The sequence below is a fragment of the Novosphingobium fuchskuhlense genome (assembly GCF_001519075.1).
GTDB classification, from domain to species: Bacteria; Pseudomonadota; Alphaproteobacteria; order Sphingomonadales; family Sphingomonadaceae; genus Novosphingobium; species Novosphingobium fuchskuhlense.
The window spans coordinates 282,040-303,062 of sequence record NZ_KQ954244.1 but is presented as its reverse complement, the minus strand read 5'-3'; the positions used below and the strand labels follow the sequence as shown (position 1 = coordinate 303,062).

The window sequence follows — 21,023 nt, the reverse complement described above, 5'->3', positions numbered from 1 at the left end:
GGATGTACCCGTGTTGCGCTGATTTGACAGTTGAGGCATCAAATCAGGAAAGGGCTCCCGTACTACGAAGGGCTGCCAAGATCGCTGCAATGGCTGAACGCGCCTGACTGTCGATTACGCTGCCCCCGGAAGGTCCTGCAGGTGCTGCGATCAGGTGCCAGCTCCCGCCAGCATAGTGACGATAAGCCGCTGCGGTAACATCGTAGGCTCGCATGCCTTCCCGGGGTGCGATGAATCGCCAGCCGCCCTCGCTCCACGCCGCAATCCGGTCGGACTGGCCGCTGAAGGCTCCGGTGGGGCTGCTGCCCACCAACCAGCATTGGCCGTTCCCTGGTGCCGTCGGCGGCGTCGCAACCACCGCTTCGACCGCGGGGTGCATCAGAAAATCAGCAGCCAGCAGGGCTTCGTTGACGGTGGTTTCCTTCTGGCTCTGTCCGGCGAAGAGCAGCGGAAGCGCAAAGCGTGGCGAGGCGGAGGAGAAACTGATGGGATCGGTCATGATCGGTTCCTGTGGCTGGTCAGGTCGGAAAATCGATACGAAGTGCCATCGAGGCAGCAATCCGGCCAATCTGACGCACGGCGAAATAGGTCGACGCGCCAGCCGGCAGACTTGAAATCTGGCCTGCTGTCACTGTCAGTGCGGCACTGTTCGTTTGCCAGCGCATGGCGGGGGCTGCGGGATCGCCGACGGTGATTTCCCAGAGTTCGGCTTCCTCGTTGAGCGGCGTTTCTACGCCGTCGAGCCACTGCCATGATCCCCTGGCGCGCCGTGTCCAGCGCAACGAGACCGAGCCATCCGGCTGTCTCACCGCCTTGCCGCTCACTGGGACGAGCGGACGCTGTGTCGCCAAAGGATCTGCTATTGGCACGCCGATGGCCGCTGTGTCGCCAAGGCCTACCCCAACGACCCGCGTTGTTGCCGGATCTCCGATCGTGGCTGGATCGAGCCGGACAAGGGCGTCGTCGATCAGCACGAAAGGCTCGTCGACGGCGTGGGTGCCGATTGCCCATTCGGTTCCTCCCCGGCCGCGCAGCCAGTTGCTTAGCCGCCACTTCCCGCCTCCGAGCGGAACGGCAGTGCCATACTGGGCAATCTCGCTTCCGATCCGAACCCGATTCGCGCCCTGCAGCAACTGGCTCAGATTTGCATCGACCAGCATCTGATCGATGCCGACCAATGCGACATCGACTGCGGAACGCCTATCAAGCAGCAGCGGCGATGCTGTGGGCAGGACACCGAGTGTTCTGCCCATGCGCGCCCTCGTACGCCCGGTCGAGCCGATCGACGTGAGCGCGCCGCCATCGCCGCCCAGATCCGCAAGCAATGCGGCCCCGGTCCAACCAGCGCTTTCACCGGATGCGGCAACAAAGACGGCAGGCGCTGTCCCACTACCGGTTCCATCCCAGGGGAGTGCGAACGCGGCGAGCGCGGTCGGCGAGCGCGGCAAGTCAATCGCCGCGTTGAAACGGCCCGGATCCGCGACCGGCGTGAACAATGGTGCCGATGACCCGGATAGGGAGCAGGCCGCAAGCGAGAGCAGGACACCGTCCTGCTGCCACTCCCATTGGGCAACCCGCCAAAGCCCGGACGCGATCGGAACCTGCACGAACGCGCCGGGCTCGACAGCCGGATCGATCTCCGTGACGCGGTAGCTGATCGTATCCGCTGGCCGCGCGCTGCGCCGGCTCGCTGCGCCGGCAAGGGCCTGGGCAGCGCCAGCCGTGAGCGCGGCGGGCAGTTCGATCACGTCGAGATCACCTTGCTCGCTGCGGCCAATGCCGCGCTGCAAGCCGGGCTGGTAGTCGCGTGCCACATCGTAGTAGCGCACACCACATTGGCGCACGCGCGGCAGCGGCTCTCGCTTTCGAGACCAGCCACTCGCCTTGATCTCCGATGATGGGCTTTCCTTGTTCGCCGCAGCCGGCCCGGGCAGCAGCACCGTGCTGGTCGCAGCGTCCGGCTCGGCCGCGTGGATCCGCAGTGTTCCGCCCGAGACCGCGCAGGCAATAGGTACCGCATCAGCGATCACTGCCAGGGCGTCTCCGGCCGAGCCCTGATCGATGCTGAACCCGGCAAGGCTTGTATCGAGATTGCCTACGGTCGCATCTGGCAGGATTGTGCGCGCCACTGCACCGATCGACGTGTCGGCAGGGTCTGCAAGAATTTCGAATGTGAGCGAGGGGATGCGATTGCCGTAGTCGCCCAACTCAAGATCTTCGAACACCACATAAGCGATCCCGCGATATGCGGGACAGCGCGTTGTTCCTTCTGCCTGAACCATGAGCGGATCAGCTGCCTGATCGGCATATCCAAGATGGACGCGCATGGTGCCGCCAACTTTCAGATCGCCATTAGCACCGCGAAGGAGATTGCCGTCGGCCCAGATCCGGCCAATTCCGGCGATCGGTCGGCTCGCAACGGCTACCGCAAACGATGAGGTGTAGGTGTAGCTGGTGATGGAGGGTCGGCCCTTGCCGCTGCTGGCGGTATCCTTGTGCTCAACCAGTTCGGTCGCCCAGATCACGCTTCCTGCCGCACGCATCTTGCCAAAGTGAAGCGGCAGTGCGGAACCATAGCTCGATGTCTGGACGGTAATGTCTTTCAGCCGCGGTCCTTCGACCCGGCGTCCGCCGATGATCGCGGTGTCGATCTGGCGGCCGACAAGCGCTCCGATCGCGCCGCCCAGCGGGCCACCGAAAACAGTGCCCACGGCGGTCAGCAGCAAGGTAGCCATACTGGTCAGTTCCTGATTGTTGGCATTGTGATCGGCACGCGCCAACTGCACGCGACGGGCCAAGGCAGAACGCCGGGGAGGAAGGTGACCCGTCCGATCCCCGCATGGGCATGGACGAAACCACCCGGCACGTTGATTGCCAGATGCAGCTGCACCGGGCTCACCATCGCCAGCACAACATCGGCATCCGCTTCGCCAACCGTCTCGAATCCGTTGGCCTGCGCGAAGGGCTCCAGATCGTTCATGGTAAGGGTTCGCAAGCGATATCCCTGTGGTACGACAGGCGTGAGCGCTGCCAGCCGCATTGCCTCGGCCACCACCCCGACGCAGTCGAGGCCCGTATCCGGATCGCGGCCGTGAAGGCGAAATCGCACGCCGATCAGACCCGTTGCAGCTGCGGCGAGTGCCGCATTCATGGCTGCGCCGCTGGGTAGCGGGTCAGCAGGTCGTTCCCCGGCAGGAATGGCTCGCCCTGAAAATTGATCGCGTTGTCGAAGCGGCTGGCACAGGTCTCCAAAGTGTGGTCACACCCCTCCCGAAGTTCGATACCCGTGCCGATTGCAACGTCTGCAGAGGTGCTGCGGTCGAGTACGAGCCAGGTCCCGTCAATCGCCTCGATTCGTCGCGTCAGTCCTGCCTCCGGGCCGCCGATCCAACGCAGCATCCCGAAGGTCAGCAGTGCGGCAGCTGGCCCGCCCGTCACCCTGACCGAAGTTCCGTCGGCCGAAATCTCGGCAAGAGTCGCCTGATGCGTGAACCCGATTGCCGATAGCGTGCAACCGGTGCCGCAGAACTCGGCTCGGCAGGTCGGTGCTGTGCGAGGCACAATCTGGCGCGCGAGCAGGTCCTTCACCGAGCGCAACTCGGCGGAAAATCCTGCCCCCTCATGGCTGACCGCGCCAATCGTCCCCGCATAGAGCGTCGTGTGCTCGAGTGTCTCCCAGTCGACCAGCCCCATCGCAATTGATCCGCCGTCGAACCGGCCGGCAGCAAGGTCTGCCTCGCGGATCGAATCGTGGCTCAATGCACCGGCCACTTCTGCGCTATCGGCCTCGAAGTCGGCTGTTCGCCGGATGGCGGAAGGCACCATGCCCGGCGCGGTACGATGGACCAGCCCGTCAAATTCGAGGTTCCGGTCGTGACTGGTGAAGCCCAGCGTCACCCCGTCGCGTCGTTCGAGCCGCCACCAGATTGCCACGGTCTCGAGTGGCTGGCTAAACCAGGTTCGCGAGCTCTCGGCCATGTCAGGCATCCTCACGCAGTTCAATGAGCGGCACGCTAGGGGCCTCGCCCGCCGCAAAGGCTGCGCCTGACACATCCAGCCGATCCTCGGCAAAGCGCACCGGTACATCGAACAGGTAGCCTGCACGAATGACCTTGCCTGCCGCTGGCGCATCGGCAAACACGATCTCGCCCAGCGGGTCGAGCGTCCAGCCCGTCGCGGCCACGCCGTCCACGCTCACCAGCAAACTCTCCGGGCGCGGCCGCGTAATCCGCCGCAATTGTGCGTCGGCCGCCGCGCCATAGGCTTTGACCAGGGGAAAGCGTGCCGTCGCCCCGTTGCCGGTCCCGATGACCTGGTCGAGCGCGCTGGGTACACCCGTCATCGCGCTCGAACTGTAGTCCGAAGGGTCGCGCAGGCGAAAGCCGCGCGCCTGTCCGCGCCTTGCTCTGAAGAATGCGATAAGTTCACCCAGTTCCGCTTCCGATCGCACACCGGGGCCGACGTCGAAGCGCAGGCGGGCGTCGGCCCAGAGGCTGTTGCGCCGTTCGAACCCCGATGCCGTGATCGTCACATTGGTCGAGAATTCGGGCGTCACCGTCGCAGACCGGCCTATCGCGATGGGGAAGAGCACGTCGTCAAAAGGCTGCATCATGTCGTCCTCGCTGGCTGCCCCCGCTGCCGCAGAGGGAAGACGGGTAAAGCCGTCCCGCGCCACCTGGGGCAGCGCCCATATGAAAGTCTCGGCAACGCCCTGCAGTTGCGCCTCGCTCGCTGCGGCATCGATCAGCGACCACATCGCGGTGGCATCGGCAGCATTCAGCACGAAGCCCGAGAGGTAGTGCTGCCGATTGCGCGGGTAACCCAGCCGTGCTTCGGCTTCGGCTCGCCCCCTGGTCCGGCGCGCTTCGAAGCCCGCCGTCAGCCAGTCGTAGTCCTCGATCTGCAGCGTATCGAATGCCGGCGAAGCCCAGCCCACCGGCAGGTTGGCTCGCCGGGCTTCGGGCATGGCAGGGTCGAGCACCGTCGGCAGAAATGCAAGGAGCAGCGTTTCGCACGGCGCGCTCCCCGCCGCCGATCGCACCGCAGCGGTCAGGGTCGCCGTCGAGTTTGCAAGCAAGGCGCCTGCTGCATCGAGCAATGCCTTCTGCGCGGCGCTCAAGGTGCCGCCAAGGTCCGGGATCACGACCGGACTGCCGCCCAGCGCCGCTTTGGCGGCATCGTCGTAGAGGCAGATCTTCCGGTCAGCGGTGACCCACCACCAGGGCTCGCCCACCTGGTAGCGCACCGGCAGACCCGCTTCGACAAGCAGACCGGCAAGCCGCGTTGCCACCTTGCGCAGCCAGCCCGTCGCCGCGGTGCTGGCGGGTGAAAGCAGCGCCGATGGTGGTGACCAGCCTGTGCGCGCCGGGCTTCCGTCTGCTGCGCGCTGCTGCCAGGCAGGCGGGCAGTGCTGCGCCAGCAGTTCATAGGATTGCGAGAGGATTACGGTGAATCCCATGGCCTTCGCGCCCGCAAGGTACGCAGCATGCCAACGCTCCGCCGCCGCATTGAGCGCAGGCAGAGCGGGATCGACGATGAGCCCGCCGGCACCGTCGGGTGCCAGCGGGAAAAAGTGGCTCATCCCCAGATAGTGATTGATGCTGCCACGGTAGCCGAGCCCCCGGATCGAGCGCAGCAGCCGCGCAGGAGTCTGGTTATAGCCATCGTCATACCCGGTTGCCATGCTGATCCCGTGTGGCGGCACCATCACATCACCGATGGTCAGCATGGGTTTGTGGCCGCTGCAACGCATCGCCGTCAGTTCGACCCAACCTGTTGCCGCAGGCGAGAAGGCTGTCGCTGTGCTGGCCGAATAGCCCGGCGCCACAAGCGAAATGAACATCCGGTCGATGTCCGAAGGATAGACCGGATCTGCCTCGCCCGGCAGCAGGAAGCCACCCGACAAAGACGAGAACGGCAGCGTGATCACCGCATCGGTGGGGATCCCCACGGCATAGTTCCATAGGCGCACATACCAGCCCCTGGGGTTGCCCGCCGCATCGCGGCCTTCGATTGTCAGGGTTGGCCCATTCACCGCATCGAGTGGCAGGACACCGCTCGAGCGCCAGCGGAACGAGAGTGTCAGCCGCGCGTAGTCGCGGTCGGTGTCATAAGCGAGCAGCGGATGGTCCCAGCGGTCGGCGCTCTCCCAGATCAGCCCGATGAGATCGTCCGTCTTTTGAAAGACAGCGTCTACGCGCAATGCGTCGGCCGCTGTGGTCACGACTGCAGCCATCGCAGGGCGCGGGAAGTCGACAGTCCAGAAGCGCGGATCGAACCGCTGGATTGTATCGGTCGTCTGTACGGTGCGGCGGCTTGCCAACCAGAAGCTCATGACCCCTCGTTCCTCTTCAGTATTCGGTCAACGCGCGGCGCACAGCCTGCGCTACCTGGCGGCTTGACCGGCGCAGGCTTTCCGGACTGCTGCTGCCTTCCGGCGCCACAACGCGGATCGAGACGTTGACGGAGCGGGCACCGCCGCCGCTCCCGGCATCGATCTGCCCGGCAGAAGTCGGCACGAACAGTTCGGGACCGCGCTCGCCGACGAGATAGGGGCGCCCAGGCGCGACCGGTCCGCCCGTTGCCCGCCCCGGCAGCCCGAAGATCGAGCCGATCAGACTGCCCAGACCAAGAACGCCGCCACCAAGGCCGCCACCACCCGCGCTGCCGATGCCGATCGAGGCAAGGCCGCCGCGCAGTGCCTGTGCGGCGATGTCATCGATCACGCGCAAGCCGGTGCGGCGCAGGTCCTCGAAGCCGAGGCTTCCCCGCCGGATCGCGCCAAGCAGGCCGCGTTCCAGCACATCGCCGCCACGGCTGAACCCATCGACCAGAATCGAATCGAAGCTGCTGCGCATCTGGCCGATGTCCGCGGCAAACCCGTCGGTGCTGGCCCGCACATCGACGACCAGCGTAGAAAGACTATCCATGCGCGTCGTGCTCCATCATCGCGGTCAAGGTGGTCCGGTCGATCCCGCCTGCGGGCGGCGGTGCGGCGGCCTCCACGATCATTGCCAGTTCCGCGGGCGTCGCTGCCCAGAAGGTATCGGGTGTCCAGCCGATCAGCAGGGCCGCCTGGCCAGCAAGCCGAGTAGCCGCCTCGCCGAAGCGCTCGTTCATCCTGCGCCCTTCAGCACTTGCACAAGCAAACTGCGCAGCGCGGGCGCACATGCAGCAAGGCCGGCGCGGGTCACAGCCTCGGCAAATGCTTCGCGGGTCTGGTCGGAAGGATGGGCCAGGCAATGCCAGAACAGCGCCACCATCTCGCCCAGCTTGAGCTCGCCGCCGCTGGCCCGCTCGACCATGGCGAATAGCGGGCCGAGCTCTTCTTCGGCAGCCACCAGCGCCGCGAAGCTCGGACGCAGCACGTGGCGCACGCCGTCGAGCAGCAACTCCGCCTCGCCGCGATGCGGATTGGCGGATGCAGGGGCTATGGGCGTCGCGCTCATACCTGCACCACCACGCCAGAACTCTCGAGCGAGAGGGTGTAGTTGCGTTCGCCGTTGAAATCCCCGGCGTAGTCGAGCCGCTGGACGAGGAACTTGCCGCGCATCTTCTCGCCGCCCTCGAACGAAAGCTCATAGTCGGCGATCGTGCCTGCCAGAGCGTTGCCCCGCACCTGGCCCTCGGCTGCGCTGCCAAGGAATATTCCGGCCGCGCTCACACTCACCGAGCGCGTCCCGGCGCCGGAAAGCAGTTCGCGCCAGCCGCCCGAATCCTTGCTCGTCACCACGACCAGCTCGCCATTGATTGACATCTGCGTGGTGCGCAGTCCGGCCACGGTGTTGTAGGTCGGCGTCGCCGCGCCATCGCTGATCTTCAGCAGAAAGGCGCTTCCCTTCTGTGCGGGCATCTCGGTTCTCCTGGTTGAAAGGACGATGTCGGGGGCAGATGCGCGGTCCGGCGGTCAGGCCGCCAGAACCCGCGCCCGGTATTCGAGCACGAGCGAGCGCAACGCCTCGCCGCGCTGTTCGGCGCGGGCCTTCAGGAAATTCAGGCTGGCAATCTGGAAACCGGCTGCGCTCTGATCTGCCGGCAGGCTTTCCATCCGTGCTTCGATCGCACTGATCAGCCCGGCTTCGGCCACCTGCTCGTAACCGCGATAGTTGAGTTCCAGCGCCACGCGGATCTCGCGCCCGCGCCCACTCTTGGTGCTCCAGTCGGTGCTGGCGCTTGCCGTAAGCGCCAGCCATGGCAGCGCCGTCCTGATAGGTGCTTCCTCGACGATCGCATTCAGCCCGGCGGCAAGCGTCGCGTCAGCCGCGAGCCAGGACACCACTACGGCGCGAAAAGCCAGTTCCATCGCTTACTCCCGTCACAGCAGCGGCCAAAGCCACCTTGCGGATCGCCAGTTGGTGGTATTGTCGGGCGCGGCTCGGCGGGCACCCCGCGCTTCCGCAATGCGCCTTGCGGCGGCGAGCAGTTGCCGCTGCACTTCGGCGAAATTGCTGTCCGAACGCATCATGCGATGCGCATCCGCCGCCAGGGTCGCCACAAGGCAGCCACCGAAGCCGGCGTTCCGGCCATGGCCTTGTCGTTGTCGCGCGTCCGGTGCTGGTGCGCGGCCCAGCGCACCAGGCCCTGCTGGATGGCGTCGGGCAGGGTGTCCCACCCTTCCGCCATTCCGGCGGTGAAGCTCACGGCCACGCGTGTCTGAGCGAGCGGACTGGCGATCCGCACCCGGCCGGTTCCGTCAGCGGCGATGTCGATCTCGTAGTCGGCCACGCCCAGCGCGCTGCGCGTACCGTCCGCTGAAATCGCAAGGATGCCGGAGATCGTCAGTACCGGCCGGGTTGCCAGCGCCTGCCATTCGCCGATCGCTGGCAGAATCTCTTCGCAGCCCGACGCCAGCGGCATTGCGCCGATAAATCCTTCGCACAGCTCGAGCGCGGCCCTGATCAGACCAGTCAGCTCCGCGTCCTCGCGGGTCGTGCTGATGCCAAGCCATGCCTTGAGCTCGGCGAGCGCCGTCGGTGCCAGCGTCGGCGGCGCGGTAATTGCCCGCTTCATGGCAATCTCCGGTGTTATGGGGATGAAAGCATCCTCGGCAGGAAAGAAGAGCGCCCGCGGCGTGAGGGGGGCCACCGCGGGCGCGGGGCAGGCGCGCCAGGGGAGCGCGCGCCTGCCCGATCCGGATCAGGTCGAGATCTTGAGGAGCTTGATCGCGTCGCTGTCGAGCACCTGGCCACCCACCCGGCGCGTCGCGTAGAACTGCACGTACGGCTTGTTTGTGTAGGGATCGCGCAGGATCGTCGTGGCGGTTCGTTCGGCGATCAGGTAGCCGGCCTTGAAGTTGCCGAACGCGATCGGGAAGTTGCCGGCGCCAATGTCGGGCATATCTTCCGCCTCGATCACCGGGTATCCGAGCAAACGGCTCGGCTGACCATCGACGATGCCCGCCTGCCACAGGAACGAACCATCGGCTGCCTTGAACTTGCGCACAGCCGCAAGCGTCGCCGAGTTCATCATCCATACCGCGCCCTGGCGCAGCGCGGCCTTCATCGAGAAGACGAGGTCGATCAGTTTCGCTTCAGGCGCGGTGTCGAAGGTCGTGGCATTGCCAGAGGCGATGAACTGCAGCGTGCCGAAGGGGCGCGCAGCGTCGTTCTGAGCCGCGGTCGGACCAGCGAGGAAACCCCGCGGCTGGTTGGTGCCAGTGCCATTGATGAAGGCGGCGCCCTCGGCACGGGCAAACTCGGTGGCAATCTCGCTCGCCAGCCAGCCGCTCACATCGAACGCCGCATCGTCGAGCATCTGTTGCGTGGCCGAGGGGTTGGCATAGAGCTCACCGAGCGGGGGCACGATTTCGGCAAGTTTCGGGCTGGCCGTTTCGATGCGCGAGCCGGTTTCGCTTGCCCAGCCCGAAGCCGTGCCGCCGATCGAGATCAGGCGGCGGAAGCCACTCGTGCTGGTCTGCACCACGTTCGCCACGCTGCGAACCGGGCTCAGCCGCACCAGGCGGCGTGCGATTTCGGCATCGATCGGGCGAGGCACGGCAAAGCCGCCGTCCGCAGGCGAACCGATCGAGAGCGACTTGAGCTCGGTCTCGCGGCCCGAACGCAGGTATCCGTCGACGAAGCCCTTAAGTTCGGGCGAGGTTTCGGTTGCGGCCTCGGCGCCGCCGATCACCGGGCGGACAACCGCGCGGTTCACCTTGTCGAGCCGGCCCTTCACTTCGGCAATGTCACCGCGCAGCGCTTCGATGGCCGCAGTGGCCTCATCCTGGCGCGTCACGATGTCGAACGACGCGTCGAACGCGTCGGCCTTGGTCTCGATTGCACCGGTAATGGCGCTTTCGGGGGTGTTGATGTCCATGGAACCGAACGTCCTTTCTTGATGGTGACCGTCATTGGTGGGCTGGCCCGCCACTGCGGCCTTTCTGGGTCACAAAACGTGGGGGGTTACGCCGGCGCCAATCGGCCGCCTTTGCTGTCGACGTAGTGGACTCGCGCCAGCTGCTGCATGGGGCGGGTCACCAGGCTGACTTCGATCAGGTCGACGGCGCGCAATTCGCGGCCACCGCCCTGGGGTGCCGCATCGCGGACCCGGTATCCAAATGAGAGCCCGTTCACGGCGCCGTCCGCCAAGGCCTTGGCGGCAGGTCCCGCGTCGGGAGAGAGCGAGGCGATCACGCGAAGGCCGTGGCGGTCCTCTTCGGCGAGATCGACCCAGCCGATTTGATTGCCAACCCGGTGTTGCCACAGGAGTGGGAGCCGCAGTCCGGCCTCCTTGCGGGCAGCCAGTGTCCCGGCAAAGGCCCCCGGAGCGATCACATCGCCGCCGCTGTCCCGCTTGCCGAATACCGCCGCATAGCCGGCAAAACGGAGTACTTCGTTGGCAGTCCCCGGTTCAGCGCCCATTACAGCACATCCTTCGAGCCAAGCCGCACCGCAATTCCGAGCAGCAGCAGCGCCAGCACGGCGCGAACCACCCAGCCGACCACGGCCTTCCATGCGCTGGCCTTGGCGTCGCGCCAGGCGCGCAGCAGTTCGCGCAATTCGGCGAGGTCTTCATGCGCCGTGTCGTCGGCAAGTCCCATTTGCTCGAGCGCCCGCGCCGCACCGAGCTCGCTTGCTTCCTCGACCACCGCGCGTAGCGTGATGAGTTCAGAGCCTTCGCTCCCGGCCTGGGCAAGCAGCCCGGCCAGCATGTCTTCGCGTCTCATGCTGGTTTCTCCGCCAGGCCCAGCATCTGCCGCTTTTCGGCCGGGGTCAGGAAGTCGGCCGCCGAGACTTGCGACCACAGCGCCTGGCGGTCCTCCGCCAATGCCGGCACCCGGTCGAGATCGACCGAGAACTTCGCCTCGGCGAACCACGGGGCCAGTCCTTCGGCGAGCGCATCAAGGATCTTGCCGGCCAGCGGCAGGAGGGTGAGCCGCCATAAGGCGCGGTTGGCTTCGCGGTAGTTGGCATAGGTGTTGTCGCCCGGCAGGCCGAGCAGCATCGGAGGCACCCCGAATGCGAGCGCAACGTCTCGCGCTGCGGCGGCCTTCAGCGTCGCGAAATCCATGTCCGCCGGGCTCAGCGCCAGAGTCTGCCACTTCAGCCCGCCTTCCAGCAGCATCGGTCGCCCGGCATTGCTCTCGCCGGAGAACGCGGCGGAAAGCTCTGTCTTGATCCGCTCGAACTGGTCGGTGCTGAGCGCAGCACCCGGCTCTCCCGGATCATACACAAGCGCTCCCGAAGGCCGCGCGGCATTTTCCAGCAGCGCCCTGTTCCACCGTGCCGCAGCATTGTGGATCGCCACCGCTTCATCCGCCGCCTCGAGGCAGCCCGCCCCATAGTGGTCGTCCAGGGGATGGAACGCGCGCATGTGGATCAGATTGGGCCGACCGAACTCGTCTATTGCGTCAATCTGCAGCGCCGTGTCGCCAAGCGTATATGTGAAGGCGGCAGGCCAGCCCTTCGCATCTGGCACGATCCGCACCCGCTCCGGCCGCAGTGCAAAAAGTTCGGCGACCTGGCCGTCGGCATCGCGCAAGACCTGCACATAGCCGTTGCCGTGCAGCAGCATCTGGCTCGCCAGCGTCTCGAGCAAGGCCTGGCCCGCGCTTGTTGCGCTGACCAACCGAACGAGTTCCGGATCGGAAGCCTTGATCGGGGCGCTGCCCACGCCTTCGGCCACCAGCCGCACCGCGCGCTGTGCCACCGGGTTCTTGAGGTATGCCTCGCGGATGGCCGCAGGGTAGTTGAGCGGGCCTCGCGCGTCGCCCCCGCTCCACTGGAAGGCTTCTGCCCATGGCGAGATGAACCCGCGTGCCAGCGGCGCGCGGTCGGATACGGCAGCGCCCTTGAAGGCCGCCGCCAGGCTTTGCAAAATCGACATGTCCAGCCTTTCAAATCGCTCGAAGCGGTTACCGTCCCTCCCGCATGCGGGATGAGTTCCGGGTGGGCACCAGTCCCTCAGTCAATCCAGATACGCGGCTCCCCGGCACGGCCGAGCATCAGCTCGGTCAGCGCCCAGACGCAGGCATCGGCCCGGTCGGGTGATCTGCCGGGACCCTGATAGGTCCCCCCCGGCAGGAGCCCGCACAGCTCGTCCTCGAGCCGGGTGAAGAGTCCGGCATGGCGTACCCGTCCAGCCTCGTAGAGCGCCGCGACCGGCTCTGCTCTGGCCACCTTGCCGCGCACTGCGTGCACCAGTCGCAGCGGCAGCGCGGCGTTGGCAGCGCGCAGCACCGCTTCCACCATCGCCCCGCCCTGGTTGGCCTCGGCAACCACGCGGTCGGCAGACCAGGCCCGCGCTGCCTCGGCCACGGCACGCGCCCAGCGCTCGGGGCTTGCCTTCTCGACCGAAGCGTCCGCCAGCACCCGTGCCACACCGTCTTCGCCAAGACCGCAGACAACGATCCCGCAGGCATCCCCTTCGGCACTCGCCGGCGGGTCCACCCCCACTATCACCCGGGTCATGGCCGTGGTCCCGATCGGTTCGCGGCACTGCTCGATCCGCGAGCGGGTCCACAGCGCACCGGGCAGGTCGTCGATCAGTTCGCCGTCCAGTTCCTGGCGCCCCAGCAGAGTCCCGCCAAACTCGCGCGTCACATCCGTGATGAACCGCCCCGGCAGGTTGGCTTCATTTTCCAGCGTCGAGCCGCGCGTCAGCACCACATCGTCTTCGGCCCCGACTTGCGCCATCAACCGCCGCACCAGCGGCATTGCGCGCGGCGTCGTGGTCGCCACGATCTGCGGCAAGTCGCCCAGCCGCAGGCCCAGCAGCAGGTTGTCCCAGCACCGCCGGGCCTGCCCCTGGTTGTCGTCCCACTTGGCAATCTCGTCGCACCAGGCATGGCTGTGCTGCGGCCCGCGCAAGGCTTCGGCCTCGGCAGCCGAATAGAGCAGGGCCTGCGCCCCGCCCGGCCACACGATCCGGCGCAGCGATGGCTCGTAGCGCGGTCTCAGGTGGGGCGGGCTCACTGCCATCAACCCGCTTTCGCCCTCCACCATCACGCTGCGTGCTTCGTGGAGCGAGGATCCCACCAGAGCAATTCGCGCAGAATGGTCACTCTCGGCCACCATGCGCACCCATTCGGCACCGGTGCGGGTCTTGCCGAACCCGCGGCCTGCCATGATCAGCCAGATTCGCCAGTCGCCTGGCGGCGGCAGCTGCGATGCCCGCGCCCACATCGGCCAGTTCCACAACACCGCATCCCGCTCGCTCGGGTCGAGCATGTCGGGCAGTTCATGAGCAAGCTGCTCTTCATCGTGCCGCAGGAAGTCGAGCCGGTCCTGGCTCACGCCGGGTCCCTGGGTTTGGGCAGGATGGCCGGTGCCAGAGCCGCAGCCTCTCGCTGGGCCTTGGCGTCCATCACCCGCTTGCGCAATTCGTCGACCTTCCGGTCAATGGCCGCCCGGATTTCCTCCGCGCTCACGTGATCACGCCGTGCCCGTTCACGCGCCGCCGATTCGCGGTGCGCGGCGAGCAACCGGAAAGCGGTGGCATTGTCAAACGTTCGGCTTGCCCGTTTGGTGCTCGTCACCGGCTTCAGTTCGCCAGTGCGGAGCCGGTAGAGCAGCTCCATCTCGAGGTTGTCATACCCTTCGCAGAGCGCGATCTGCCAGCGACGGTTGAACTCGTGGTCGTGCCGTCGCCGCTGATAGGCTGTGGACACATCGATGCTGGCCTTGCGCGCTGCCGCCGAGACGTTCGAGGTATCGGCAAGGGCTTCCAGAAACTCGCCCATCCAGTGCGTCGCGGTTTCCGCATGGGTGTGCTCATGGGTCGCGGCGCGATGCGGCCGCGGCGCATTGGGTCGCTGTGCCATGGGCTTTCCGTCGCTGGGGGAGGGGGAAGCGTGAAGCTCTCCGCTGCGAGGTGGCAGCGACTCGGTCCATCGCGATGTTCTTGATATGTACTCAAACAGCGTCACGCTGTCAAGTATTTTGTACCGATATGGTTAATGGCGCACCTACTAGCGCTTTGATCCTCGCTCGCTTAGGGATTGTTCGCATTGCGCTGATAGGGAGCTTGAGCGGGACACGTCCCGATCCCGTCCTGAGGCGCACGATCGCCCAAACGAGTACCCTGCCCGATGCTTCGCCGCCTTTACAACTGGACCATGGCCAAGGCCACGCACCCGCTCGCCGAAGTCTGGCTGGCACTGTTTTCGGCGATGGAGGCCAGCTTCTTCCCGGTTCCGCCGCACCCGCTGCTCGGGGTCATGTGCCTTGCGGAACCCAAGAAGGCGGTCCGTTTCTCCGCAGTCGCCACCGCCGGTTCGGTGCTGGGCGGCTTGCTTGGCTATGCGATCGGCTATTTCCTGTTTGCCAGCGTCGGCAAGCAGTTGCTCACGATGCTCCATCTGGCTGAAAGCTTCCCGCAGGCCGCCTGCTATCTGCGTGCGCACGGCTGGGAAATCATCATCGTCAAGGGCGTCTTGCCGATACCGTTCAAGCTGATCACGATCAGCGCCGGTTTCATCAAGATGTCGTTGGTGACGTTCCTGTTCGCCAGCATCATCAGCCGCTCGATCAGCTTCATGATTGTCGGCGGGCTGTTTCAGGTGTTTGGTGCACCGATCAAGCGCGTGATCGACAAGTACCTCGGGCTCGTTACGATCGGCTTCGTGGTCTTTGTTGTCGGTGGGTTCGTGCTTGCCGGTATGCTGACCGGCGGTAGCGGCGGGACCGATCCCGAGGCTGTCCGCTGCGCGAGCGCGACGCTCGCCAATTTCTGACCGCTCGGCCCGCCCTCTCCCCACATGCGGCAGAGGCCACAGGGCCGGTCAGAAAGCCTCGCCCGGGCCTCAGTGCCCTGGAAAGTCCATCAGCGCTTCCACGCTCACGCCCGCTCCGCGCAGGCGCTCGGCACCATGCAGGTCGGGTAGATCGATCACGAACAGCGCGTGATCGACCCTGGCCCCTGCGCCGCGTAGCAGTTCGGTCGCTGCCAGCGCCGTACCGCCCGTCGCGATAAGATCATCCACGATCACCACGCGCGCACCCTTGTCGATCGCGCCGGGATCGATCTCCAGACGGTCGCGGCCGTATTCCAGCGCATAGTCGATGCCCACGGTGCGGACCGGCAGCTTGCCCGGCTTGCGCACCGGCACGAACCCCAACCGCATATGCGCCGCCACGGCCGCGCCGAAGATGAACCCACGGGCTTCCATTCCGGCAATCACCTCGGCACCCGCCGCTTCCGCCATCCGCGCCAGATGCGCGATGCAGGCGGCAAAGCCGTCGCCATGGCGGATCAGCGTGGTCACGTCGCGAAACAGGATACCCTTGGCGGGGAAGTCGGGCACCGTGCGCACCAGCGCCTTGATTTCATCCCTTGTCATGGTGTGCTCTCATACGCGCGCACACAAAAAAGGCCACCGTTGCCGGCGGCCTTTGTTTGTTTCCCGGGTGGGGAAGATCAGTGCTTGTCAGCCCAGACATTCCGCTTGGCGAGGTAAGCCAGCACGGTCGCCGCGAGCAGGAAGCCCAGCACCGGCCAGCCCGTCTGCTTGCGCTTGTCGAGCTTGGGTTCGGCGGTCCAGGTCAGGAACGCAGACACGTCCAGCGCCATCTGGTCGACCGTCGCGGCCTTGCCGTCGCTGTAGGTCACCTGGCCGTCGCTGGTCAAAGGCTGCGGCATGGCAAGGTTCAGGTTGGCGAAGTAAGGGTTGAAGTACAGCCCATCGGGGGTCTTCGCATCCGGGAACATCTTCAGCAGTTCCTGGCCCTGTCCGTTCTTGTAGCCCACCTGATCGGTGTAGCCGGTCAGCAGCGAGTGGATGTACTGCGCTCCGCCGTGACGCGACTTCGCGACCAGCGAAAGATCCGGGGGATTGCCCTGGCCAGCGTAATACACCGGCGGGAAGTGATCCGAAGGCAGGTTCGGACGGTCACCACGGTCACCCGTCTTGGGATCGAAGGTCTGGGCCTTGTTGCCCCAGTTCTTGGCGATCGCCTTCACTTCGGCTTCATTGTAGCCAAGCTGCGTCAGATCGCGGAAGGCCACCTGTTTCAGGCTGTGGCAGTTCGAGCAGACTTCCTGGTACACCTTGAAGCCGCGTTGAAGCTGCGCCTTGTCGAAGGTGCCGAAGGCGCCGTCGAACGAGAACGCGACTTCCTTCGGATGCTTGTGGAACAGCGCTTCCGCGGTCGGCGGAGAGGGCTGGGTAACCGCGTTGTAGGCGCCGTTACCGAACGACCAGAGCAGCGCGACTGCGAAGAAGAGGCCAACGAGCGGGCCAAATAGACGGACCATGAGGTTTCCCTTTGGATGTGCCGGGTTGGCAGGCTCAGGCGACAGCCGGGGTTGCGGGAGCGAGGGTGGCGTGCTCGTCCTTGCCCAGCACCGCCTCGGTAATCGAGAACGGCAGCGGCTGCGGCGTTTCGATTGACGAGACAACCGGCAGGATCACGAGGAAGTGCAGGAAGTAGTACATCGCTGCGATCTGCGAGATCATCACGTAGGGCTCTGCCGCCGGGGCGCCACCGCAGTAGCCCAGCACCAGCACGTCGACGACGAGCAGGTAGAAGAACTTGCGGAACAGCGGCCGGTAGTGGCCCGAGCGGACCGGGCTCGTGTCGAGCCAGGGCAGAAAGAACCACACCAGGATCGCGCTGAACATCGCGAGCACGCCCATCAGCTTGGCCGGGATGAACAGGAAGTCCGAGGTGAAGGCGCGCAGGATCGCGTAGAACGGCCAGAAATACCATTCGGGAACGATGTGCGCCGGGGTCGAGAGCGGGTTCGCCGGAATGTAGTTGTCCGGGTGGCCCAGCAGGTTCGGCGCAAAGAACACCAGCGCGCAGTAGACCATCAGGAAGATGCCGAGGCCGAAGCCGTCCTTGGCGGTGTAGTAGGGGTGGAACGGCACCGTGTCCGATTCCTGCTTCACTTCCACGCCGGTCGGGTTCGACGAGCCGGGGATGTGCAGCGCCCAGACGTGGAGGATGATCACACCCAGGATCACGAAGGGCAGGAGGAAGTGCAGCGAGAAGAAGCGGTTGAGCGCGGCGTTGTCCGGCGCGAAGCCGCCCAGCAGCCACTGCTGCAGCGGCGTGCCGACCAGCGGGATCGCCGAGAACAGGCCGGTGATCACCTTGGCGCCCCAGAAGCTCATCTGGCCCCAGGGCAGCACGTAGCCCATGAAGGCGGTTGCCATCATGAGCAGGAAGATCACCACGCCCAAGAGCCAGATCATCTCGCGCGGGGCCTTGTACGAGGAATAGAAGAAGCCGCGGAAGATGTGGGTGTAGACCACGATGAAGAACATGCTGGCGCCGTTGGCGTGGCCATAGCGGAGCATCCAGCCCCAGTTCACGTCGCGCATGATGTGCTCGACGCTGTCAAAAGCCACGCCGGCATTAGCGGCGTAGTGCATCGCGAGGACAACACCCGTCACAATCTGCAGAACCAGCGCAAAACCGGCAAGAATGCCAAAGTTCCACATGTAGTTGAGGTTGCGCGGCACAGGATAGCCGGCGCCGACCGCGTTGTAGACAAAGCGGGGGAGGGGAAGCCGGTCGTCGACCCACTGCATCAGCGGGTTGGTCGGCTTGTATTCGTTCGCCCAGGGAAAGCTCATCGTGTCAGTCCTCAGCCGATCTTCACGACAGTGTCGGAAGAAAATTCATGGGGGGGCACCTCAAGGTTCTTGGGGGCCGGGCCTTTGCGGATGCGCGCTGCGGTATCGTAGACCGAACCGTGGCAGGGGCAGAAATATCCGCCGAACTCGCCCTTCACCTCGCCTTCACCGGCACCGAGCGGCACGCAGCCGAGGTGGGTACAGACGCCCATGGTGATGAGCCAGTTGGTCTTGCCGGCCGTGGTGCGCTTCTCCAGCGTCTCCGGATCGCGCAGGGTCGACACGTCGACCTTTTCAGCCGCCGAGATTTCCTCGGGCGTCAGATTGCGGATGAAGACCGGCTGCTTGCGCCACACGGCCTTGATCGCCTGGCCCGGCGCGATGGCCGAGATGTCGATCTCGGTCGAGCTTTCGGCCAGCACGTCTGCCGACGGTGCCATTTGTGAAATCAACGGATAGAGCGCGGCGAGACCGCCAACGCCCGCGAAGCTCACCGCCGCGATATTGATAAAATCGCGACGCCGGACGCCTTCGCCAGTCATGGTCGCCTCAGCGATGCTTGCTTGTTCAGCCATTGCCATTCCCTGCCTGCCGCTGCCGCCGCCACGGATCGGGCGCGGACAGCGTGTCCTAAAATGTCCCACACCGATCCGGCGGGAAAGTGCCCAAAGGGACGCTCGCCCAGCCCGATCGCACCAGCCTCGCTACAGCGCGAGAGCCCGGCCCCTTGGGCGCGCCTGATAGACGCAAAGCCGCTGGTTTGCCAACAAGCATTTTGCCGTGGCTGCAAGGCATCTAATCGCATTTTTAACAGAGACTTGAAGAGTTGTTGCAAGTCACTTGCAAGACGGGTCTTGCGATGATGTGACGGGCCCCGGCGCGAGCAGGTCGGTGCTGACCCGGGCAAAGCCTGCACCATCGGGCCATCGAGGCGCGCTTAGGCCCATCACCTTGAACAGAGTGCCCATTTGCGTCGGTGCAGTCAGCCGCATGGTGGCGGCCTCTATGGGCTCCGCTGCGTGGGGCGCGGACCGGGCAAGCGCACCCGCCCTCGCGCCGATGCCCAGCGCCGCGAGCCAGACGCCCTGCGTGCTTGTGCCAAGCCACCGTGCGCCGGCTTCCTCCGCCACCCGCGCCAGCGTGGCAAAGTCGACATGGGCGGTGAGGTCGGCCTCGCCAGGCTCGGCAAACACGTCCACCTTGCGGTGTGCGCGCACGGCTTGCAGCGTGCTGCCAAGCTGCGGTTCGGTGTAGCCATAGTCGATGAACAGCGCTGCGCCGCCTTGCGAAGCCAGACGATGGCCCACTTCCTGCAGCACGGTTGCCGACGCCGGCGATGTCTCGACGATCGCGCCCTCGCCGGCACCGGCAAAGGCCTCGGGCACTGCCGCATCCATCGGCCGCGTCCCCGCAACCGGGATGAACGCGCCTTCCGCGTCGAGCCCCACCATGCGTTCACGCCAGCCATTGGCGGTTCGCACCAACTGCCGCACCGGCAAGGCATCGAGGAATTCGTTGGCCACGATCAGCAGCGGCCGGTCCGTTGGCAATCCTGTCAGATCGTCGTGCCAGAATGCCCGGGGGTGGGCGGCGCGCTGCAAGGCGCCGAGCGCGGCACTGGTCTCGACGAAATGCACCTCTGGCGTCAATCCAGCCTGGCGCGCCGCGCGCAGGGCATCCTGCGCAAGGGTCCCGCGCCCCGGTCCCAGTTCGACATAGCAGACATCCGCCGGCCGCCCGGCACGCTGCCAGATGTCTGCCAGCCAGAGTCCGATGAGTTCGCCGAACATCTGGCTTATCTCGGGGGCGGTCACGAAGTCGCCCCCCGTGCCCAGGGGGTCACGCGAACCATAATAGCGAGCATTCGCCTCGGCCATGTAGTGCGCGATCGGCACCGGTCCGGTCGCCGCGATCAACCGCGCGAAGGTAGTCGCCAATCCGCCCGGCGCTTCAGCGTTCACGTCTGCATTCTGCCCGATTGTCAGGATACCACTGTGGAGCCGGCAGGCTGGCCGGTGGGCTGGATCGTCACCGCCAGCGGCTGCCGGATCAGCGCGCGCGCCACGAAGCCAAGGCCGATCGCCATCATCGGCAGGGTCAGCCACTGGCCCATCGAAAGCCCGCTGCGCATGGCGAAATCGAGCAGTTGCGCATCCGGTTCCCGGTAGAACTCCACGGTAAAGCGGGCCAGCGCGTAGCCCAGCGTGAACAGGCCGACGAGAAGGCCCGGCCGCCAGCGCGCGCGGGTCCGCCAGAACAGCAGGAACAGCACTAGTCCCAGAACGATGCCCTCAAGCAACGCTTCGTAGAGCTGGCTCGGGTGGCGCGGCAGCGGGCCGGCACCCGGGAACACCATGACCCAGGGCAACTTCGAATCGGTCACGCGCCCCCACAATTCGCCATTCACGAAGTTGGCACAGCGCCCGAAGAACAGGCCCGGCGGTACGCAGACGGCGATATAGTCGCAGGTCCGCACGAAGTTGAGCCCGCCGCGCCAGGAAACCCATGCGATTGCCAGCACGGTGCCGATGAGGCCTCCGTGAAAACTCATGCCGCCTTCCCACAAACGGACCAGCCGCGCAGGATCACTCAGCAATTCCGGGGCATAAAACAGGGCATAGCCAAGCCGTCCGCCCAGGATGATCCCGAGCGTGGCATAGAAGAACAGGTCGTCGGCATGGCGCTGTGCGAGGGGGGCTCCCGGCTGGCGAATCATCCGCCCCAGATGAAAATAGCCGAGCATGATGCCGGCCAGATAGGCGAGGCTGTACCACTTGATCGCGAAGAACCCGAGGTCGAGCGCGATAGGTGAAAGCCCCAGGCTCTCCCAGTGCAGCGGCTGGTGGCCCGCGCCGACAAGGGCTGGGGCTGCGGCGGCGGCCGATAGTGACAGCAAGAAGCAAGCTCCCTAGAGATCGTGACGGTGCGAGTTTGTAATCGAACGGTTTTGTTTTGTGCCGCTGGCGACGCGGCCTTGCGTGGCTATCTGGCACAGGGCAAACCG

24 protein-coding genes are annotated in these 21,023 nt (G+C 65.7%); 1 reads left to right on the top strand and 23 read right to left on the bottom strand.

What is annotated here, in order from left to right:
* Positions 1–43 precede the first annotated feature (43 nt).
* The 17 genes from AQZ52_RS01370 to AQZ52_RS01285 form a co-directional block, all read right to left on the bottom strand.
* Positions 44–499 (bottom strand): DUF2793 domain-containing protein, encoded by a 456-nt coding sequence (locus AQZ52_RS01370; protein WP_067906164.1) that lies wholly within the window; start codon positions 497–499, stop codon positions 44–46.
* Positions 500–518: 19 nt separating this feature from the next.
* Positions 519–2,735, bottom strand: coding sequence for a GTA baseplate fiber-binding domain-containing protein (locus tag AQZ52_RS01365; RefSeq protein WP_067906163.1), 2,217 nt, complete (start codon positions 2,733–2,735; stop codon positions 519–521).
* 5 nt (positions 2,736–2,740) lie between these two features.
* Complete coding sequence (locus tag AQZ52_RS01360) at positions 2,741–3,151, bottom strand: hypothetical protein (protein ID WP_067906162.1); 411 nt, start codon at positions 3,149–3,151, stop codon at positions 2,741–2,743.
* Positions 3,148–3,978, bottom strand: coding sequence for a DUF2163 domain-containing protein (locus tag AQZ52_RS01355; protein WP_067909170.1), 831 nt, complete (start codon positions 3,976–3,978; stop codon positions 3,148–3,150). Before AQZ52_RS01355 ends, AQZ52_RS01360 begins: the two co-directional genes overlap by 4 nt.
* A 1-nt stretch (position 3,979) precedes the next feature.
* Positions 3,980–6,334, bottom strand: a complete 2,355-nt coding sequence (locus tag AQZ52_RS01350) for a DUF2460 domain-containing protein (RefSeq protein WP_067906161.1) — start codon at positions 6,332–6,334, stop codon at positions 3,980–3,982.
* A gap of 16 nt (positions 6,335–6,350) precedes the next feature.
* A complete protein-coding gene (locus tag AQZ52_RS01345; RefSeq protein WP_067906160.1) occupies positions 6,351–6,929 on the bottom strand; it encodes a tail tape measure protein in 579 nt (192 codons plus the stop codon).
* Entirely contained in the window at positions 6,922–7,119 is a 198-nt protein-coding gene (locus tag AQZ52_RS01340; protein WP_067906159.1) for a phage tail assembly chaperone, read from the bottom strand. Before AQZ52_RS01340 ends, AQZ52_RS01345 begins: the two co-directional genes overlap by 8 nt.
* Positions 7,116–7,448, bottom strand: a complete 333-nt coding sequence (locus AQZ52_RS01335; protein WP_067906158.1) for a gene transfer agent family protein — start codon at positions 7,446–7,448, stop codon at positions 7,116–7,118. Before AQZ52_RS01335 ends, AQZ52_RS01340 begins: the two co-directional genes overlap by 4 nt.
* On the bottom strand, positions 7,445–7,852 hold the full coding sequence (locus AQZ52_RS01330; protein WP_067906157.1) for a phage major tail protein, TP901-1 family: 408 nt from the start codon (positions 7,850–7,852) through the stop codon (positions 7,445–7,447). Before AQZ52_RS01330 ends, AQZ52_RS01335 begins: the two co-directional genes overlap by 4 nt.
* 54 nt (positions 7,853–7,906) lie before the next feature.
* Positions 7,907–8,302 (bottom strand): DUF3168 domain-containing protein, encoded by a 396-nt coding sequence (locus AQZ52_RS01325; RefSeq protein WP_067906156.1) that lies wholly within the window; start codon positions 8,300–8,302, stop codon positions 7,907–7,909.
* Between the two features lie 158 nt (positions 8,303–8,460).
* Complete coding sequence (locus AQZ52_RS01315; RefSeq protein ID WP_067906154.1) at positions 8,461–9,009, bottom strand: head-tail connector protein; 549 nt, start codon at positions 9,007–9,009, stop codon at positions 8,461–8,463.
* 126 nt (positions 9,010–9,135) lie between these two features.
* Positions 9,136–10,314: a phage major capsid protein gene (locus AQZ52_RS01310; protein ID WP_067906153.1), complete on the bottom strand. Its 1,179-nt coding sequence runs from the start codon at positions 10,312–10,314 to the stop codon at positions 9,136–9,138.
* A gap of 86 nt (positions 10,315–10,400) precedes the next feature.
* A complete protein-coding gene (locus tag AQZ52_RS01305; RefSeq protein ID WP_067906152.1) occupies positions 10,401–10,859 on the bottom strand; it encodes an HK97 family phage prohead protease in 459 nt (152 codons plus the stop codon).
* Positions 10,859–11,164: a DUF6127 family protein gene (locus AQZ52_RS01300; RefSeq protein WP_067906151.1), complete on the bottom strand. Its 306-nt coding sequence runs from the start codon at positions 11,162–11,164 to the stop codon at positions 10,859–10,861. The genes AQZ52_RS01305 and AQZ52_RS01300 overlap by 1 nt, the downstream gene beginning before the upstream one ends.
* The gene (locus AQZ52_RS01295) at positions 11,161–12,324 is read right to left on the bottom strand and encodes a phage portal protein (protein ID WP_067906150.1); all 1,164 of its coding nucleotides are present in this window, start codon (positions 12,322–12,324) and stop codon (positions 11,161–11,163) included. The genes AQZ52_RS01300 and AQZ52_RS01295 overlap by 4 nt, the downstream gene beginning before the upstream one ends.
* 77 nt (positions 12,325–12,401) lie before the next feature.
* On the bottom strand, positions 12,402–13,676 hold the full coding sequence (locus AQZ52_RS01290) for a DNA-packaging protein (RefSeq protein WP_240481511.1): 1,275 nt from the start codon (positions 13,674–13,676) through the stop codon (positions 12,402–12,404).
* A gap of 53 nt (positions 13,677–13,729) precedes the next feature.
* Complete coding sequence (locus tag AQZ52_RS01285; protein WP_067906148.1) at positions 13,730–14,260, bottom strand: hypothetical protein; 531 nt, start codon at positions 14,258–14,260, stop codon at positions 13,730–13,732.
* Between the two features lie 267 nt (positions 14,261–14,527).
* On the opposite strand from AQZ52_RS01285, the gene AQZ52_RS01280 reads away from it, so the two are divergent.
* Complete coding sequence (locus AQZ52_RS01280; protein WP_067906147.1) at positions 14,528–15,172, top strand: YqaA family protein; 645 nt, start codon at positions 14,528–14,530, stop codon at positions 15,170–15,172.
* 69 nt (positions 15,173–15,241) lie between these two features.
* Here the strand turns inward: AQZ52_RS01280 and AQZ52_RS01275 are convergent, their stop codons facing one another.
* The 6 genes from AQZ52_RS01275 to lgt form a co-directional block, all read right to left on the bottom strand.
* Positions 15,242–15,778, bottom strand: coding sequence for an adenine phosphoribosyltransferase (locus tag AQZ52_RS01275; protein ID WP_067906146.1), 537 nt, complete (start codon positions 15,776–15,778; stop codon positions 15,242–15,244).
* Positions 15,779–15,855: 77 nt separating this feature from the next.
* Complete coding sequence (locus AQZ52_RS01270) at positions 15,856–16,692, bottom strand: cytochrome c1 (protein ID WP_067906145.1); 837 nt, start codon at positions 16,690–16,692, stop codon at positions 15,856–15,858.
* Between the two features lie 34 nt (positions 16,693–16,726).
* On the bottom strand, positions 16,727–18,019 hold the full coding sequence (locus AQZ52_RS01265) for a cytochrome b (RefSeq protein ID WP_067906144.1): 1,293 nt from the start codon (positions 18,017–18,019) through the stop codon (positions 16,727–16,729).
* Between the two features lie 11 nt (positions 18,020–18,030).
* A complete protein-coding gene (petA, locus tag AQZ52_RS01260) occupies positions 18,031–18,594 on the bottom strand; it encodes a ubiquinol-cytochrome c reductase iron-sulfur subunit (protein WP_067906143.1) in 564 nt (187 codons plus the stop codon).
* Between the two features lie 261 nt (positions 18,595–18,855).
* Positions 18,856–19,980: a class I SAM-dependent methyltransferase gene (locus tag AQZ52_RS01255; protein ID WP_067906142.1), complete on the bottom strand. Its 1,125-nt coding sequence runs from the start codon at positions 19,978–19,980 to the stop codon at positions 18,856–18,858.
* A 20-nt stretch (positions 19,981–20,000) separates the two neighbouring features.
* A complete protein-coding gene (gene lgt / locus AQZ52_RS01250; RefSeq protein ID WP_067906141.1) occupies positions 20,001–20,915 on the bottom strand; it encodes a prolipoprotein diacylglyceryl transferase in 915 nt (304 codons plus the stop codon).
* Positions 20,916–21,023 lie beyond the last annotated feature (108 nt).